Origin of the sequence: Pseudomonas sp. UBA5666 (assembly GCF_002420785.1) — a bacterium.
Lineage (GTDB): Bacteria > Pseudomonadota > Gammaproteobacteria > Pseudomonadales > Pseudomonadaceae > Aquipseudomonas > Aquipseudomonas fulva.
Map to the genome: position 1 here is coordinate 175,694 of NZ_DIIQ01000006.1, position 16,014 is coordinate 191,707.

The 16,014-nt window shown below is 62.0% G+C and carries 16 protein-coding genes and 1 tRNA gene; 6 read left to right on the forward strand and 11 right to left on the reverse strand.

The features are described 5' to 3' along the window. Nucleotides 1-9: 9 nt before the first annotated feature. On the forward strand, nucleotides 10-828 hold the full coding sequence (gene suhB / locus B2Y33_RS04860; RefSeq protein ID WP_023533392.1) for an inositol-phosphate phosphatase: 819 nt from the start codon (nucleotides 10-12) through the stop codon (nucleotides 826-828). 103 nt (nucleotides 829-931) lie between these two features. Here the strand turns inward: suhB and B2Y33_RS04865 are convergent, their stop codons facing one another. From B2Y33_RS04865 to queA, 6 genes are all read right to left on the reverse strand, one after another. Next, nucleotides 932-1,474 carry a glycine zipper 2TM domain-containing protein gene (locus B2Y33_RS04865; RefSeq protein ID WP_027913683.1) on the reverse strand — a complete coding sequence of 181 codons (543 nt, stop codon included), beginning with the start codon at nucleotides 1,472-1,474 and terminating at the stop codon, nucleotides 932-934. Between the two features lie 118 nt (nucleotides 1,475-1,592). Then, nucleotides 1,593-2,501: a protein translocase subunit SecF gene (gene secF / locus B2Y33_RS04870; protein ID WP_027913682.1), complete on the reverse strand. Its 909-nt coding sequence runs from the start codon at nucleotides 2,499-2,501 to the stop codon at nucleotides 1,593-1,595. Nucleotides 2,502-2,511: 10 nt separating this feature from the next. After that, the gene (secD, locus tag B2Y33_RS04875; RefSeq protein ID WP_028687027.1) at nucleotides 2,512-4,374 is read right to left on the reverse strand and encodes a protein translocase subunit SecD; all 1,863 of its coding nucleotides are present in this window, start codon (nucleotides 4,372-4,374) and stop codon (nucleotides 2,512-2,514) included. A gap of 64 nt (nucleotides 4,375-4,438) precedes the next feature. Continuing rightward, nucleotides 4,439-4,774 carry a preprotein translocase subunit YajC gene (gene yajC, locus B2Y33_RS04880; protein ID WP_023533309.1) on the reverse strand — a complete coding sequence of 112 codons (336 nt, stop codon included), beginning with the start codon at nucleotides 4,772-4,774 and terminating at the stop codon, nucleotides 4,439-4,441. A 44-nt stretch (nucleotides 4,775-4,818) separates the two neighbouring features. Then, on the reverse strand, nucleotides 4,819-5,934 hold the full coding sequence (tgt, locus tag B2Y33_RS04885) for a tRNA guanosine(34) transglycosylase Tgt (protein WP_161780411.1): 1,116 nt from the start codon (nucleotides 5,932-5,934) through the stop codon (nucleotides 4,819-4,821). 14 nt (nucleotides 5,935-5,948) lie between these two features. After that, nucleotides 5,949-6,998: a tRNA preQ1(34) S-adenosylmethionine ribosyltransferase-isomerase QueA gene (queA, locus tag B2Y33_RS04890; RefSeq protein WP_027913679.1), complete on the reverse strand. Its 1,050-nt coding sequence runs from the start codon at nucleotides 6,996-6,998 to the stop codon at nucleotides 5,949-5,951. 105 nt (nucleotides 6,999-7,103) lie between these two features. On the opposite strand from queA, the gene B2Y33_RS04895 reads away from it, so the two are divergent. Next, a tRNA-Leu gene (locus B2Y33_RS04895) sits at nucleotides 7,104-7,188 on the forward strand. Nucleotides 7,189-7,468: 280 nt separating this feature from the next. Continuing rightward, entirely contained in the window at nucleotides 7,469-8,116 is a 648-nt protein-coding gene (locus B2Y33_RS04900) for a trypsin-like peptidase domain-containing protein (RefSeq protein ID WP_027913665.1), read from the forward strand. Here B2Y33_RS04900 and B2Y33_RS04905 read toward each other — a convergent pair whose 3' ends face one another. Further along, on the reverse strand, nucleotides 8,117-9,172 hold the full coding sequence (locus B2Y33_RS04905) for a diguanylate cyclase (RefSeq protein WP_027913664.1): 1,056 nt from the start codon (nucleotides 9,170-9,172) through the stop codon (nucleotides 8,117-8,119). Nucleotides 9,173-9,417: 245 nt separating this feature from the next. Between B2Y33_RS04905 and B2Y33_RS04910 the strand changes: the two genes are divergently transcribed. Further along, complete coding sequence (locus B2Y33_RS04910; protein WP_088523099.1) at nucleotides 9,418-10,311, forward strand: bestrophin family protein; 894 nt, start codon at nucleotides 9,418-9,420, stop codon at nucleotides 10,309-10,311. A 33-nt stretch (nucleotides 10,312-10,344) separates the two neighbouring features. Here B2Y33_RS04910 and phnE read toward each other — a convergent pair whose 3' ends face one another. From phnE to B2Y33_RS04930, 4 genes are read right to left on the reverse strand one after another with little or no spacing between them, the layout of a single operon-like run. After that, nucleotides 10,345-11,112 carry a phosphonate ABC transporter, permease protein PhnE gene (gene phnE, locus B2Y33_RS04915; RefSeq protein ID WP_027913662.1) on the reverse strand — a complete coding sequence of 256 codons (768 nt, stop codon included), beginning with the start codon at nucleotides 11,110-11,112 and terminating at the stop codon, nucleotides 10,345-10,347. Further along, nucleotides 11,109-11,936, reverse strand: a complete 828-nt coding sequence (locus B2Y33_RS04920) for a PhnE/PtxC family ABC transporter permease (RefSeq protein WP_206405481.1) — start codon at nucleotides 11,934-11,936, stop codon at nucleotides 11,109-11,111. The genes phnE and B2Y33_RS04920 overlap by 4 nt, the downstream gene beginning before the upstream one ends. Then, a complete protein-coding gene (locus B2Y33_RS04925) occupies nucleotides 11,930-12,739 on the reverse strand; it encodes a phosphonate ABC transporter ATP-binding protein (RefSeq protein WP_050587301.1) in 810 nt (269 codons plus the stop codon). Before B2Y33_RS04925 ends, B2Y33_RS04920 begins: the two co-directional genes overlap by 7 nt. An 8-nt stretch (nucleotides 12,740-12,747) precedes the next feature. Next, complete coding sequence (locus B2Y33_RS04930) at nucleotides 12,748-13,602, reverse strand: putative selenate ABC transporter substrate-binding protein (protein WP_027913659.1); 855 nt, start codon at nucleotides 13,600-13,602, stop codon at nucleotides 12,748-12,750. A gap of 196 nt (nucleotides 13,603-13,798) precedes the next feature. Between B2Y33_RS04930 and selD the strand changes: the two genes are divergently transcribed. Together selD and mnmH are read left to right on the forward strand one after the other, a co-directional pair. Next, the gene (gene selD / locus B2Y33_RS04935; protein ID WP_206405482.1) at nucleotides 13,799-14,833 is read left to right on the forward strand and encodes a selenide, water dikinase SelD; all 1,035 of its coding nucleotides are present in this window, start codon (nucleotides 13,799-13,801) and stop codon (nucleotides 14,831-14,833) included. Beyond that, nucleotides 14,833-15,936 carry a tRNA 2-selenouridine(34) synthase MnmH gene (gene mnmH, locus B2Y33_RS04940; RefSeq protein WP_027913657.1) on the forward strand — a complete coding sequence of 368 codons (1,104 nt, stop codon included), beginning with the start codon at nucleotides 14,833-14,835 and terminating at the stop codon, nucleotides 15,934-15,936. The genes selD and mnmH overlap by 1 nt, the downstream gene beginning before the upstream one ends. The last annotated feature ends 78 nt before the right edge of the window (nucleotides 15,937-16,014 follow it).

Below are 16,014 nucleotides of genomic sequence, written 5' to 3' on the forward strand. Positions count from 1 at the left end.
GACCCGCCCATGCAGCCTATGCTGAATATCGCCCTGCGCGCCGCTCGCAGCGCCAGTGAACTGATCTTCCGCTCCATCGAACGCCTGGATAGCATCAAGGTCGATGAGAAAGAGGCCAAGGACTACGTTTCCGAAGTCGATCGCGCTGCCGAGCAGAGCATCGTCAATGCCCTGCGCAAGGCCTACCCGAACCACTCCATCCTGGGCGAGGAAACTGGCCTGCACGCCGGCTCCGGCGAAGAAGGCAAGGACTACCTGTGGGTCATCGACCCGCTGGACGGCACCACCAACTTCCTGCGTGGCATTCCTCACTTTGCCGTCAGCATTGCCTGCAAGTACCGTGGTCGCCTGGAGCACGCTGTGATCGTCGACCCGGTTCGCCAGGAAGAGTTTACTGCCAGCCGTGGCCGTGGCGCTCAATTGAACGGCCGCCGCCTGCGCGTCAGCTCGCGCACCAGCCTGGACGGCGCCCTGCTGGGCACTGGCTTCCCCTTCCGTGATAACCAGATGGCCGACCTGGACAATTACCTGGGCATGTTCCGCAGCCTGGTAGGCCAGACCGCCGGCATCCGCCGCGCTGGCGCGGCGAGCCTGGACCTGGCCTATGTGGCCGCAGGCCGTTTCGATGCATTCTGGGAGTCGGGCCTGTCCGAATGGGACATGGCCGCAGGCGTGCTGCTGATTCAGGAAGCAGGCGGCTTGGTGAGCGACTTCAATGGCGGCCATGACTTCCTCGACAAAGGTCACATCGTCGCCGGCAACATCAAGTGCTTCAAGGCGGTACTGACTGCCATCCAACCGCACCTGCCTGAAAGCATGAAGCGTTGAGCATTTGATTGCAGGAAAACAAAAGCACCCCTCGGGGTGCTTTTTTCATGCCTGCCAGCCCTGCATCACCGGCGTCGGCACAGGGCCAACGCCGGCAGCAGCATCACTGACCGGCGTCGCTGAGAATCAGCTTGCCGTTCTTGTCCACTGGGATGGTAGAGCCTGGCTCACGGTTCATCTTCACCTGGCCGACCTGATCCCCAATGGTGTACTTGACGTTGTAGCCCACCACTTTTTCACTGATGTCGTTGACCGTGTTGCAGCGGGTCTGGGTCGTGGTATAGGTGTCACGCTGCTGCATGCCCTCCTGCACCTTGTTGCCAGCATACCCACCACCCACCGCACCGGCCACGGTCGCGATCTTCTTGCCGGTGCCGCCGCCGATCTGGTTGCCCAACAGGCCACCGGCCAGCGCGCCGACCACAGTGCCGGCGATCTGATGCTGATCCTTGACTGGCGCCTGGCGGGTGACGGTTACGTCCTTGCACACTTCGCGCGGGGTCTTGACCTGCTGCTTGATCGGCTGCACGTCGGTGACCTGAGCATATTCGGGTCCTTTGTTCACCAAGCTGTAGGTCGCCACAGCACCTCCGGCAGTGACACCGACAGCACCTAGCACCGCACCCACCAGCATTGATTTATTCACGTGAACCTCCTGATCGTACATACGGGACTTGGCCCGCTTTCTCCTTGCCTTGGAGCAAAAAAAAGGGCGCGAGTTCAACACTCGCGCCCTCTCGTCCGCCAAGCGGAGCGTCAGTCGGTCACGGACGGTCGTCCACGCCCTCGGTCTTTGCCGGCGGAATCAGGTCTTCGCTGTTCAGGTTCAGCCAGATCAGCACCACGTTGGCGATGTAGATCGACGAGTAGGTACCGGCCATCACGCCGATGAACAGGGCCAGCGAGAAGCCGAACAGGTTGTCACCGCCGAAGAACAGCAAGGCGGCAATAGCCAGCAAGGTAGACACCGAAGTCGCCACGGTACGCAGCAACGTCTGGGTGGTGGAGACGTTGATGTTTTCGATCAAGGACGCCTTGCGCATGACCCGGAAGTTCTCACGCACCCGGTCGAACACGACGATGGTGTCATTGAGCGAGTAGCCGATGATGGCCAGCACCGCCGCCAGCACCGTCAGGTCGAAGGTGATCTGGAAGAACGACAAGATGCCCAGTGTCACGATCACGTCGTGGATCAGCGAGATGATGGCGCCTACTGCGAATTTCCACTGGAAGCGGAACGCCAGGTAGATAAGGATGCCACCCAGCGCCAGGAGCATGCCCATGCCGCCCTGGTCACGCAGCTCTTCACCCACCTGCGGGCCGACGAACTCGACACGCTTGACGGTGGCTGGGTTGTCACCGCCGGCCTTCTGCAAGGCTGCGGCGACCTTGTTGCCCAGCTGTGGGTCATCACCCGGCATGCGCACCAGCAGGTCGGTGGTGGCACCGAAGCTCTGCACCACTGCCTCGTGGAAACCCGAGTCGACCAACTCGGCCCGTACCGCCTTGAGATCGGCCGGGCGCTCGTAGGTCAGCTCGATCAGCGTGCCGCCAGTGAAGTCCAGGCCGAAGTTCAGGCCCTTTTGCCACCAGCTGAACAAGGCCAGCACGGTGAGCAGTACGGTGACGCCGAAGGCGACATTGCGTACACCCATGAAATTGATGGTTTTCATCGCAGCTCCCTCAAACCCACAGCTTCTTGATGTCACGCCCGCCACAGGTCAGGTTGACCAGGGCACGGGTGACCATCACAGCAGTGAACATCGACGTGAAAATCCCGAGGGACATGGTGACCGCAAAGCCTTTGACCGGCCCGGTGCCCATGGCAAACAGGATGCCGCCCACGAGCAAGGTAGTCAGGTTGGCATCGACGATGGCCGAATAGGCGCGGTTGAAGCCTTCATGAATAGCGCGCTGAACAGACATCCCTGCAGCCAGCTCTTCACGGATTCGAGAGAAGATAAGCACGTTGGCATCCACCGCCATGCCCATGGTGAGCACGATACCCGCGATGCCTGGCAATGTCAGCGTAGCGCCCAGCAAGGACATCAACGCCAGCAGCAACACCATGTTGCCGGCGAGGGCGATAGTGGCCAGCACACCGAAGGCCCGGTAGATCGCAATGATGAACAGCGAGACGAACAGCATACCCCACAGCGAGGCGTCGATGCCCTTGGTGATGTTGTCGGCACCCAGGCTTGGGCCGATGGTACGTTCTTCAGCGAAGTACATCGGTGCAGCCAGGCCGCCGGCACGCAGCAGCAGGGCCAGTTCAGACGATTCGCCCTGGCCGTTCAGCCCCGTGATACGGAACTGGCTACCCAGCGGCGACTGGATGGTCGCCAGGCTGATGATCTTCTTCTCTTCCTGGAAGCTCTGGACCGCAACGTCCTTCTCGACGCCATCGACCGTCTGCTTCACGTAGCGGGTGACAGGCTTCTGCTCGATGAAGATCACCGCCATGCTGCGACCAACGTTGCTGCGCGTCGCGCGGCTCATCAGTTCGCCGCCATGCCCGTCCAGACGAATGTTCACCTGCGGGCGGCCATGCTCGTCGAAGCTGGCCTGGGCGTCGGTCACCTGGTCACCGGTGATGATCAGGCCACGCTCGACGGGCGCCGAACGCCCCCCTTCACGGAACTCGAACACTTCGGTGGTGGCTTTGGACGCGCCCGGCTCGGCACCGAAACGGAACTCCAGGTTGGCCGTCTTGCCCAGAATACGCTTGGCTTCGGCAGTGTCCTGCACACCCGGCAGCTCGACCACGATGCGGTTGGCGCCCTGGCGCTGCACCAGCGGCTCGGCGACACCCAGCTCGTTGACACGGTTACGCACGGTGGTGAGGTTCTGCTTGATCGAGTATTCGCGAATCTCGGCCACTTTCGCCTGAGACAGCGCCAGACGCAGCACGGCGAGGTCATTGCGCTCGGTGGTGGTCAGGTCGAAATCGTTGAAATTCTTGCGGATCAGGGCACGTGCCTGTTCGCGCGTAGCGTTGTCAGCAAAGCCGAGCATGATGCCACCGTCCTGCTGCGGCAGGCTGCGGTAGCGGACCCGCTCCTTGCGCAGCAAGGTCTTGACCTCGCCTTCGTAGACTTTCATACGGGCGCTCATGGCCTTGTCCATGTCCACTTCCAGCAGGAAGTGCACGCCACCGGACAGGTCCAGGCCCAGCTTCATGGGGCTGGCACCCAGGTTGCGCAACCACTGCGGGGTGGTTTGTGCCAGGTTCAGCGCCACGACATAGTCATCGCCCAGCGCCTTGCGCACCACATCCTTGGCGGGCAGCTGGTCTTCCTGATTGGTCAGACGAATCAGGCCACTGCCCTTCTCACCCAGGCTCACGCCTTTGACTGCGATGTTTGCATCGACCAGCGCCTTGCTGACGCGATCGAGATCGGCCTGGTTGACCTGCAGCGCCGAGCTGGCACCGCTGATCTGCACGGCCGGGTCATCCGGGTAGAGGTTGGGAGCGGAATAAATGAAACCGATCGCCAGTACCAGCAGGATCAGTGCGTATTTCCACAGAGGGTATTTGTTCAGCATCACGCCGCCCGTTCAAGACGCGGGGCGCGTTGCGCGCCCCGACTGGAAAAATGAAACCGGTAACTCAGATAGCCTTGAGCGTACCTTTTGGCAGGGTCGCGGCAATGGCGCCCTTCTGGAACTTCAGCTCGACAGTGTCGGACACTTCCAGCACCACGAAATCATCGGCCACTTTGACGATCTTGCCGGCAATGCCACCGTTGGTGACAACTTCGTCACCTTTCTGCAAGTTGCCCAGCAGGTTCTTCTGCTCTTTGGCACGTTTGGCCTGTGGACGCCAGATCATCAGGTAGAAGATGACCAGGAAACCGACCAGAAAAATCCACTCGAAGCCAGTACCGGCAGGGCCGGCGGCGGGGGCTGCAGCGTCCGCGTATGCGGCGGGGATCAAGAAGCTCATGGGTGCACTCCTAATGCGAATATTTTAATAATGGATGCAGACAGTCAGTCCAAGGGCGGTACAACAAGCCCGCGCTTGGCGTAGAAGGCGTCGACGAAGGCGGCCAATTTACCTTGTTGAATAGCCTCGCGTAAACCGGCCATCAAACGCTGGTAATGGCGCAAATTATGGATGGTATTCAACATGCTGCTGAGCATTTCGCCACACTTGTCCAGGTGATGCAGATAGGCGCGGGAGAAGTTGCTGCAGGTGTAGCAGTCACAGGTCGGATCCAGTGGCGATTCATCATGGCGATGGAACGCGTTGCGGATCTTGATCACCCCGGTGTCGACGAACAGGTGGCCGTTGCGCGCGTTGCGCGTAGGCATCACGCAGTCGAACATATCGACGCCGCGGCGCACACCCTCAACGAGATCCTCCGGTTTGCCTACCCCCATAAGGTAACGAGGTTTGTCAGCCGGCATCTGCTCGGGCAAGTAGTCCAGCACCTTGATCATCTCGTGCTTGGGCTCACCCACCGACAGGCCGCCGATGGCCAGGCCGTCGAAGCCGATGTTCTCAAGCCCTTCCAGGGAGCGCATGCGCAGGTCCTGGTACATGCCGCCCTGAACGATGCCGAACAGCGCGGCGGTGTTGTCGGCATGGGCGTTCTTCGAGCGCTGGGCCCAGCGCAGCGACAGCTCCATGGACGTACGGGCGATGTCGTGCTCGGCAGGGTACGGGGTGCACTCATCGAAGATCATCACCACGTCCGAACCCAGATCACGTTGCACCTGCATGGATTCTTCCGGGCCCATGAACACCTTGGAGCCGTCCACGGGAGAGGCGAAGGTCACGCCTTCTTCCTTGATTTTGCGCATGGCGCCCAGGCTGAAGACCTGGAAGCCACCGGAATCGGTGAGAATCGGGCCTTTCCACTGCATGAAGTCGTGCAGCCCGTTGTGCTTCTTGATCACCTCGGTACCTGGGCGCAGCCACAGGTGGAAGGTGTTGCCCAGGATCATCTCGGCACCAATGGCCTCGATGTCACGGGGCAACATGCCCTTGACCGTGCCATAGGTGCCCACCGGCATGAACGCCGGGGTTTCGACCGTGCCACGGGGGAAGGTGATGCGGCCACGACGGGCCTTGCCGTCGGTGGCCAGCAGTTCGAAGGACATTCGGCAGGTGCGACTCATGCTTGCTCCTCGGGCCCGCGAGGCGCCGGATTGCGGGTGATGAACATGGCATCACCGTAACTGAAGAAGCGGTACCCCTGCTCGACCGCCGCCGCGTAGGCAGCCATGGTCTCGGGGTAACCGGCGAAGGCCGAGACCAGCATCAGCAGCGTGGACTCAGGCAGATGGAAGTTGGTAACCAGCGCATCGACCACGTGGAATGGGCGGCCGGGGTAGATGAAGATATCGGTGTCACCGCTGAAGGGCTTGAGCTGGCCATCGCGGGCGGCGCTTTCGAGCGAGCGCACACTGGTGGTGCCCACGGCGATCACGCGCCCGCCGCGGGCACGGCAGGCCTCGATGGCGTCGACCACATCCTGGCTCACTTCGAGCCACTCTTTATGCATGTGGTGATCTTCAATCTTGTCGACCCGCACCGGCTGGAAGGTACCGGCGCCCACGTGCAGGGTGACGAACGCGCGCTCCACCCCTTTGGCGGCGATCTGCTCGAGCAGCGCCTCGTCGAAATGCAGGCCTGCGGTAGGCGCGGCGACAGCGCCTGCCTTCTCGGCGTAGACCGTCTGGTAGCGCTCCCGGTCCGCACCTTCGTCAGGGCGATCGATGTAGGGCGGCAGCGGCATGTGGCCGACGCGGTCGAGCAGCGGCAATACCTCTTCGGTGAAACGCAGCTCGAACAAGGTGTCGTGGCGCGCAACCATTTCAGCTTCACCGCCACCGTCCACCAAAATGACCGCCCCTACCTTGGGCGCCTTGCTCGCCCGCACATGGGCCAGCACACGGTGGCTGTCGAGCACACGCTCGACCAACACTTCGAGCTTGCCGCCGGAGGCTTTCTGACCGAACAGCCGCGCCGGAATGACCCGGGTGTTGTTGAACACCATCAGGTCACCCGGGCGCAGATAGCCCAGCAGGTCGGGGAATTGCCGGTGCTCGCGTGCACCGCTTGGCCCGTCGAGCACCAGCAGGCGGCTGCCATGGCGCTCGGCCAACGGATGGCGGGCGATCAGGGAATCGGGAAGTTCGAAGGAGAAATCGGCAACGCGCATGATGATGTTCGGTTCGGCAGGGCCGGGAAGTTTAGCCCAACGAATGAAAATTGACCATGAAAGACGATTGACCGACCGACGGCACCTCTCTATACTGCGCGCCACGCCCTGATGGCGGAATTGGTAGACGCGGCGGATTCAAAATCCGTTTTCGAAAGGAGTGGGAGTTCGAGTCTCCCTCGGGGCACCAAATCCGAAAAAGCCGACCTTAAATGGTCGGCTTTTTTTTTGCGCCGAAAAAACCATTCAGTGCAGCACATTTGCTTGGCGCCAGCCCATTGATTTGCTGGTGACTGACCATGCAGCAATGCTATTGGCCAGTGGCCATACCCGCCGCCTACCCTCACTTCGTCGGATAAAAGCCGAACGTATTGCCTAGCTGATGGCATTTAGCCATAGTGCGGCTCCTCTCAATCCCCTCCCCCCTCGTGTGACCAATGAAAACAACCGCGCCCTGTATGGCGGCAATGATGCTGCTAAGTGGGTGCAATGGAGTGCCAACGTCCTACGTTTCAGACCCGGTCTACAGTCAAGCTTTCGTGGTGACGTCCGGGGCACCGCTGCCCATGCTGCTGATGGCAAGCGCCATCCAGTGGAACGCAGATTATGCCGTCACCGCCAAACACACGCCTTTCCTGCGCAACGTGGTCCACGAAGGACTAGGCGATGTGGTGTTCTTCAAGCACAAAGCCAGCGAAATACCGCACTGGCGACAATATATGCCTGGAGAAACGGTCACGGCAGTGGGCTACAACAGCTTGATGATGCCCGTACAAGGCAAGGGCCACGCGCTCTCGTCACTGGTCCGGCTCGATGGCACCCCTGGCAGCGTGTTCTATTCGGTGCACGACGGGCCGATCACCAAAGGGATGTCTGGCGGCCCGGTATTCGCCGATGACGGTAGCGTGGTAGGGATCAACATCGCCATCATCCCTACCAGCGGCATCGATGCCATCAGACGACCGGACCTGGTGGGCAAGGACCGGGTCAGTGTGTTCATGTCCTTCAGCGAGATCGACAAGGAATGGCGGCGCTACCAGTACATGCTGGCGCGCAAGTCCAAACCCGCGGCCCCAACATCGATCAAGGGCTTCGTGGCCGTTGCAGCAAAACCCTGATCAGGCGGGCTCAGAAGCCTGGGGCGCCAGGACGATGCAATTTCGGCCGGCGCGCTTGGCGGCATACAACGCCATATCGGCGGCGTGCAGCCAGGCCTGGGCATCGGTAATGCCTGCATGATAAGGGGCGATGCCGATACTCAGGCTCAGGGTAAGGTGCGGCAGCGCCGGGTCGCGGAACGCCTCCACGGCCAGGCGCAGCCGCTCCAGCACATCCCTTGCTTGCCCTGGCGTCGTATCGGGCAGCATCACGCAGAATTCGTCTCCTCCGTAGCGGGCCGCAGGGTCGTGCTTGCGCAGATGGAAGGAGAGCGTGGCACTGATCACCCGCAGGATGTTGTCACCCACCTGGTGGCCATGACGATCATTGACCTGTTTGAAGTGGTCCACGTCGATCAGGGCAAGGCAACTGCTCCCGGCGTTAGCTCGGCAACGCGCGAATTCGCGCAGCAGCAGTTCCTGCCACGCCCCATGGTTGCTCAGGCCCGTAAGGCTGTCGGTCTGGCTCATGCGGGCCAGTGCACGTTTATGCTGGCCCAATTGGACAGTCACCTGATAGCAGATCATGCCAATGGCCATGGGGTAGATCAGCAGGATCGGCAGACACGCCAGCATCTGCACCTGCGTGGTGGCCGGAAAAAGCGGCGGCGCGAACAGCCACAGGCCCAAGGCGATGCCGATGCCCTGGGCAATCACCGTTCTGATCAACAGGGGCCAGCCACCTGCCGCGATCTTGTCCATGGCAATCATCGACAGGATGATCACGCTGGGCAAAGGATTGAGCCCCATGGCACCCGCCCAGCAACCCCCGGCGAATCCATCGACCACCAAGTTACGCTGCTCGGTCTTGTAGGGCTGGGCAGAAACCCGGGCTATCTGAAACGCAAGGTGCGGCCAGACAAAACCGTGTGCCAGTAACAGCGCCCACACCCACCACTCTGGCTGCAATGGCGCAATGCCGATCAATACACAAAAAAAGCCGAGGCCGGTTCCGATGGCGCGTGGTGCATACATGCGTTTGGCGAAGGAAAGGCCCGTGCCGGTGCGCTCGATCATGGCGGGATACCGAGAAAATAAGGCGGAAGGTGCAGGGTACAGCTGCAGAGCATGTGCATGCTGAGGCAAGGCATTGTGCCACCATCCAAATCGGGCCGGCAAACGCGTCTGGATGAAATGCACACACCCATTCGGATATCACGCCAGCACTTGTCAGCCCCACACGCGTTGCAACAACCTCATGCAGAACCTTCGGCGGGACTCAGCGTCCCATCCAAGGTCCTGAACCCGTAAAGGTGCGCCATTTGAAAGACGTCATCATCCGCAAATACCGCCTGGTCGTGAAAACCTTCGGCTACATCGGTTGGTCACTGTTCTGGCTGCTCATCTGGGACGTGCTGGTCACCATTGATTTCATGCTGTTTCTCAACAGCAAGTTCACTCTGCCCCTGATCCCTCTTTCATTGATGGGTTCGGCGCTAGTCGTGCTGGTGAGCTTTCGCAACAGCAGCGCCTACAACCGCTGGTGGGAGGCCCGTACCCTGTGGGGCGCGCTGGTCAACAGTTCCCGCAGTTTCGCCCGTCAGACGCTGACGCTGATCGATGACCATGACGATGGATTAAATCCGGTCAAGGCGACCCTGCTGCGTCGGCACATCGCCTATATCAATTGCCTGGCCGCACACCTGAAGGGGGAAAAATGCCCACAAGAGCTGGTGGCGTTTATCCCTGAGGCAGAATTCGAGCGGCACCACGGTTCCAACAATTTTGCCAATGACATCTTGAGTGGTTCCGCCGCGTTACTGGCCAGGGAATATCAGGAGGGCCGGCTGGACAGCATCCGTCTGGCTCGCCTTGAGTCCACCCTGGTGGACTTGTCCAATGCACAAGGTGGCATGGAGCGCATCGCCAATACGCCACTGCCCTACCCTTATGTGTATTTCCCTCGGTTATTCATCACGCTGTTCTGCCTGATCGTACCGGTCGGCCTGGTAGAGTCGCTGGAATGGTTCACGCCCCTGGCCTCCACGGTTGTAGGCTTCATGCTGCTGGCGATCGAGCGCATCGGTACCGACTTGCAGAGCCCGTTCCGCTTCAGCGAACACCAGATCCAGATGGATACCATCTGCGAGACGATCGAGCGCAACCTGGAATCGATGCAGCGTGGCGCGCAATCGGGCGAGGCGGTGAGCGCCTGAGAACGGGCAGCGGTCACAGGGCCGCTGGCCTGATCAGGCCCTTACGAAACGTTGGCGCAGTACATCACTGAGCGCATCGACCAGAAACACCAGCGCCAGCATTCCAATGATCACCGTACTGGCCTGGGCCTCCTGGAACAGGCTCAAGGTGGTGTAGAGCAGCTGTCCCAAGCCTCCGGCACCGACGAAGCCCAGTACACTGGCCATGCGTATGTTGTTTTCCCAACGGTACAAACTGTAGGCAAGCAATTGCGGCCACAGGTTGGGCAAGGTGCCGTAGCAGAAGGCTGCTACCTGCCCCGCGCCTTGCAGGCGTAAGGCTGCTGCAGGTTCGGGCGAGGCGTTTTCCAGCGCTTCGGCAAACAGCCGTCCCAGTACGCCAGCGGTGTGCAGCGCCAACGCCAGGGTGCCGGCGTTTGGTCCCAGTCCAGCTGCCAGCACCGTCAGCGCGGCCCATACCAGCTCCGGAATAGCGCGCAGGGCATTGAGCAGCAACCGGGCCAGCGCCCGCAGCGGCCAGCCAAAGCGGCCTGCCGCCGGCAGCGCCAGCAACAGGCCCATGATGGCGGCCAGCAACGTGCTGATGCCAGACATGGCCAGGGTCTCCAACGCGCCCTGCGCCACGGCTCGCAGATGCTCGCTGGACAGGTCCGGGGCCAGGAACCGCCCGGCATACTGGCCCATCTGGGCCAGCCCACCGTTGCCGATCAAGGCACCGAAATCCAACCCCAGGTAAGCGAACGAGCCGACGATGGCTGCCAGCAGCGCGGCCAACAGGGCCAGGTTGATGAGCCGATTCATGCAAGCTTCCAGCGCAATAACCGGCTGAGCCCATCGGCAAGCATCACCAAGACCAGGAACGTCAGCAACATGCTGGCGACCTCGGCGCCAGCGAACATGCGCATGGACAGGTCGATCTGCTGACCCAGACCGCCGGCCCCCACGAACCCCATCACCACCGATGCCCGTACTGCACATTCCCACCGATAGACCGTGTAGGACACCGCTTCGCTGGCGGCATTGGGCAGGATGCCGTAGAAAAAGGCAGCCAGCCGTCCACTGCCCGCCTGCAACAAGGCGTGGGCAGGCCGTTGGTCCACCGATTCGAAGATTTCCGCATACACCTTGCCCAGCATGCCGCTGTAGGTAATGGCAATTGCCAGCACGCCGGCCGTGGGCCCCAGGCCTACGGCGCGCACGAACAACAGTGCCCAGACGATTTCAGGCACGCTGCGCAGGAAGATCAGCACCCCCCGTACGGGCAGCCGCACCAGGCGCGACCAGACACCCGGGCGCCCGCCACGTGAGGCAGCGCTCAGGGACAAGGCGCGGCTGGCCAGCAACCCTGCCGGCACGGCCAGCAGCCAGGCGAGTACCATGCCAGCGGTGGCCACAGCCAAGGTCTGTAGCGTGGCCTCCAGCAATAGCTCGAGAAAGTCGCGTTCATGTGTCGGTGGCCAGAATGCCCCCGTGAAACGTGCCATCTGCTCGCGGTTTTCGGCCTGCAACAGCACGGCCGGATTGAGCTCGCTCAATTGGATACCCGGCCACAGGACCGCGATGGCCAGCAACCCGATCAGTACCCTCGGCACCATTGCCGGATCACGGCGACTGGCGCTCAGCATCTGGGCAACTGCACGTGGGGGCTTGTAGCATCAACACCACGTCCAGCCTCCAACTGCTCGTTGGCATACAGCGCCTGCAGCAGCTCGTCGGTCACCGCCTGGGCCGGGCAGTCGAACAGCACGCGCCCTTCGCGAATGCCGATCACCCGGGGAAAGTGGGCCAATGCCAAATCGACCGCGTGCAGGCTGGCCACCAACGCCACACCAGTGGCCTGGGCATGCCGGTTGAGCAACGCCAGGCTGTGATCAGCCAATACTGGGTCCATCGCCGACACTGGCTCGTCGGCAAGCACGATACGAGGTTGCTGATAAAGCACCCGCGCAATACCTACTCGCTGAAGCTGGCCACCCGACAGTTGACCGCACTGCACGAACAGCTTGTCTGCAAGACCCAGTTCGGCCAGGGCCTGGCGCGCACCAGGCACATCGCAGGGATACAGCAGGTTGAGCAGACTGCGACCAAGCCCCCACTGGCCCAGGCGGCCCGCGAGCACCGCAGTGACCACCCGCTGGCGCGGCGGCAGCGGCGGCGCCTGGTGAACCAGGCCTACCTGGGCCCGCAGGCGCTGCCGGGCCCCTGTCGACAACGCCCATGGCTGCTGCCCGAGCACCTCCAGACGACCGCTGCTAGGCCTGGTCGCCGTGGCCATCAGGTGCAGCAAGCTGGACTTGCCGGCCCCCGATGGGCCGATGATCGCGACGCGCTCAGCCTGCGCGATGCGCAAGGTCACGCCCTCCACGGCGCGCACCGCGCCATGCCGCAAGCTTGCACCTTGCAGCGCGATGACTGCCTCAGAAGGCACGGCAGACGTCACTTGAGCAAGCCGGCCTCGCGGGCGGCCTGCTCGGTGCCCGCGTAGTTTTCCGGTTTGGTTTCGATGAAGCGGCTGGCCGCCTGCAGGTCGAGAATGGCTTTTTGCTCTGGGTCGGCAGGGTCGAGGTTCAGGAAGGCCTGTTTGATCTTCTCCTTGAGTGCCGGGTCCATGTTGCCACGCACCGTCCAGTTGTAGTCGAAATAGGTCGGGGTCGTGGCAAACACGCGCACCTTGGCGGTATCGACCTTGCCGGCGTCCACCAGCTTCTGCCAGACGCTGGCGTTGAGCACACCGGCATCGACCTTGCCAGCCTGCACCCAGGCCACGGTGGCGTCATGGGCACCGGAATAGGCGACGCGGCTGAAGTACCCTTCAGGCTTGATGTTGTCCTGCTTGAGCATGAAGTAGCGTGGCATCAGGCTACCGGACGTGGAAGAAACGGACCCGAAGGCGAAGGACTTGCCCTTGAGGTCCGCAAGGCTTTTCACCGCAGGGTCGGCAGTGATGAACTTGGAGGTGAACTGGGCGTCCTGCTCGCGTTGCACAAGCGGCGTGGCCGTCGGATCCTTCAGGTGCACCTGCACGAACGTGAATCCGCCCAGCCACGCCAGGTCCAGCCGATCGGAGGCCAGCGATTCGACCACGGCCGGATAGTCAGCCACCGGCACGAACTTCACCTGCATGCCCAACTGTTTGGACAAGTATTCGCCCAGGGGTTTGAACTTGCGTTGCAGTTCGGTGGGCGCCTCGTCAGGAATGGCGCTGACACGCAGTGTCTCTGCCGCCTGGACGGCCAGGGCACAGCAGGACAGCACCAGGCTGGCGGCGAGCGCCATAGGACGTTTGAGCATGGGTTTCTCCGGTTCAATAGCGGGGAATGGGGGCGAATTCGAGGCTGCGCGCAGTAACAGGCGGCGCATGTGCGCTGCCTTGCCGACGTGCAGGTTGCAGCTCGATGCAAGTCATTGACCCAACGATTATAAGAGCCGCAGGCCCAATGACCAGCTTTGCTACAATCGGGCGATAAATTGACCTGCCGAGGTACACATGAGCGAGCCGATTCGCCTGACCCAGTACAGCCACGGTGCCGGCTGTGGCTGCAAGATATCCCCCAAGGTGCTGGACGTCATCCTGGCCGAAAGCGGTGCCCAGGCCCTGGACCCGAAACTCTGGGTCGGCAATGCGTCGCGCGACGATGCCGCCGTGTATGCCCTGGACGAGGAGCGCGGGGTGGTGTCGACCACCGACTTCTTCATGCCCATCGTCGATGACCCCTACGATTTCGGCCGCATCGCGGCAACCAATGCCATCAGCGATATCTACGCCATGGGCGGCGATCCACTGATGGCCATCGCCATCCTGGGCTGGCCGGTCAACGTCCTGGCACCCGAGGTTGCTCGTGAGGTAATCCGCGGTGGCCGGGCTGTCTGCGCCGAAGCCGGCATCCCGCTTGCTGGTGGTCATTCCATCGACGCCCCCGAGCCGATTTTCGGCCTGGCGGTAACCGGCGTGGTCAGCAAGCGCCATCTCAAGCGCAACGACACCGCCACGGCGGGCTGCCGCCTGTATCTGACCAAGCCGCTCGGCATCGGCATCCTCACCACTGCCGAGAAGAAAGCCGTGCTGCGCGAGCAGGATCGAGGCGTGGCGCGCGACTGGATGTGTACCCTGAACACGCCGGGCAGCCGATTTGGCAAGCTCGACGGGGTCAAGGCCATGACGGACGTCACCGGGTTCGGCCTGCTCGGCCATCTGGTTGAGCTTGCAGAGGGCAGCGGCCTGACCGCACACCTGGACTACGCCAAGGTGCCCCGCCTGCCGAGTGTCGAGCACTACCTCGCGGCCGGCTGCATTCCGGGGGGTACGCTGCGCAACTTCGAGAGCTACGGGCACAAGAGCGGCGCGCTCAGTGACGATCAGAAGCACTTGCTGTGTGATCCGCAGACCAGCGGCGGGCTGCTTGTGGCCGTGACCCCGGAGGGTGAAGACGCATTTCTCGCGGCAGCCGCCGACCTGGGCTTGCAGCTGTCGCCTATCGGCTATCTGGCAGAGCGACAGAGCCACGCAGTCGAGGTCGCCTGATGCGGCCAGACTGCACCGATTTCCGTCAGTTGTTCCTCGACGATGTGCCGATGATGGACATGCGCGCGCCCGTCGAGTTTGCCAAGGGCGCCTTCCCCGGCGTGATCAACCTGCCCCTGATGAACGATCTGGAACGGCAGAAGGTGGGCACCTGCTACAAGCAGCAGGGCCAGGCTGCCGCCATCGCCTTGGGTCATCAACTGGTGGGCGGCGCCACCAAGCAGGCCCGTCTGGAGGCGTGGGTGGCCTTCACCCAGGCTCACCCGGAAGGCTATCTGTATTGCTTTCGTGGTGGCCTGCGTTCACAGATCGTCCAGGGATGGTTGCGCGATGAAGCCGGTATTCGCTACCCGCGTATCAGCGGGGGCTACAAGGCGATGCGCAACTACTTGCTGGAAACCACGGAGCAGGCCGTCAGCGAGTGTGATTTCGTACTGGTTGGCGGCTTGACCGGGACTGGCAAGACCGACGTGTTGCAGCAGCTGGGCAACGTGCTGGACCTTGAAGGCCATGCCAATCATCGCGGTTCGAGCTTTGGCAAACGCGCCACCGGGCAACCGGCCCAGATCGACTTCGAGAACCAGCTGGCCATCGATGTGCTGAAAAAGCGCGCGCAGGGTATCGGCCAATTCGTGTTGGAGGATGAAGGGCGCATCGTTGGCAGTTGCACGGTGCCTTTGTCTTTGTACCAGGGCATGCAGCAGTATCCGCTGGTGTGGCTGGAGGACAGTTTCGATGGCCGGGTCGAGCGCATCCTGCGCGACTATGTCATCGACCTCAGTGCCGAGTTCATCGCCCTGCATGGCGAGCAAGCCGGGCTGCACTTGTTCGCGCAGCGCATGCTGCAGAGCATGGCCAACATCCGCAAGCGCCTGGGCGGAGAGCGCCATCAGCGGCTCACGGCGCTGCTGGAGCAGGCTTTGGAAGAGCAATTGCGCAGTGGCTGTGTGGACCTGCACCGAGGTTGGATCGAGGGGCTGCTCAACGAGTACTACGACCCGATGTATGCCTATCAGCGTGAGGCGAAGGCCGAGCGGATCGAGTTTGTTGGGGATGCTGTGCAGGTGCGGGAGTATCTGGCGCAACGCGCGCGGCGCAAGTAGGGTCTGAGCCGGGGCTGCCAGGCAGCTGCCAGCTCTCGCTCTTACTCGACTCTGGCCTTTGATCTTGATCTTGATCTT

What these genes read in the sequence shown, in the direction of transcription:
- yajC (WP_023533309.1), bottom strand. Translation starts at nt 4,774, where the DNA reads ATGAGCTTCTTGATCCCCGCCGCATACGCGGACGCTGCAGCCCCCGCC.
- queA (WP_027913679.1), bottom strand. Translation starts at nt 6,998, where the DNA reads ATGCGCGTTGCCGATTTCTCCTTCGAACTTCCCGATTCCCTGATCGCC.
- selD (WP_206405482.1), top strand. Translation starts at nt 13,799, where the DNA reads ATGAGCGAGCCGATTCGCCTGACCCAGTACAGCCACGGTGCCGGCTGT.
- tgt (WP_161780411.1), bottom strand. Translation starts at nt 5,934, where the DNA reads ATGTCCTTCGAACTGCTGGCCACCGACGGCAAGGCCCGTCGTGGCCGC.
- mnmH (WP_027913657.1), top strand. Translation starts at nt 14,833, where the DNA reads ATGCGGCCAGACTGCACCGATTTCCGTCAGTTGTTCCTCGACGATGTG.
- B2Y33_RS04920 (WP_206405481.1), bottom strand. Translation starts at nt 11,936, where the DNA reads ATGCTGAGCGCCAGTCGCCGTGATCCGGCAATGGTGCCGAGGGTACTG.
- B2Y33_RS04900 (WP_027913665.1), top strand. Translation starts at nt 7,469, where the DNA reads ATGCTGCTAAGTGGGTGCAATGGAGTGCCAACGTCCTACGTTTCAGAC.
- B2Y33_RS04905 (WP_027913664.1), bottom strand. Translation starts at nt 9,172, where the DNA reads ATGATCGAGCGCACCGGCACGGGCCTTTCCTTCGCCAAACGCATGTAT.
- secD (WP_028687027.1), bottom strand. Translation starts at nt 4,374, where the DNA reads ATGCTGAACAAATACCCTCTGTGGAAATACGCACTGATCCTGCTGGTA.
- phnE (WP_027913662.1), bottom strand. Translation starts at nt 11,112, where the DNA reads ATGAATCGGCTCATCAACCTGGCCCTGTTGGCCGCGCTGCTGGCAGCC.
- B2Y33_RS04930 (WP_027913659.1), bottom strand. Translation starts at nt 13,602, where the DNA reads ATGCTCAAACGTCCTATGGCGCTCGCCGCCAGCCTGGTGCTGTCCTGC.
- suhB (WP_023533392.1), top strand. Translation starts at nt 10, where the DNA reads ATGCAGCCTATGCTGAATATCGCCCTGCGCGCCGCTCGCAGCGCCAGT.
- secF (WP_027913682.1), bottom strand. Translation starts at nt 2,501, where the DNA reads ATGAAAACCATCAATTTCATGGGTGTACGCAATGTCGCCTTCGGCGTC.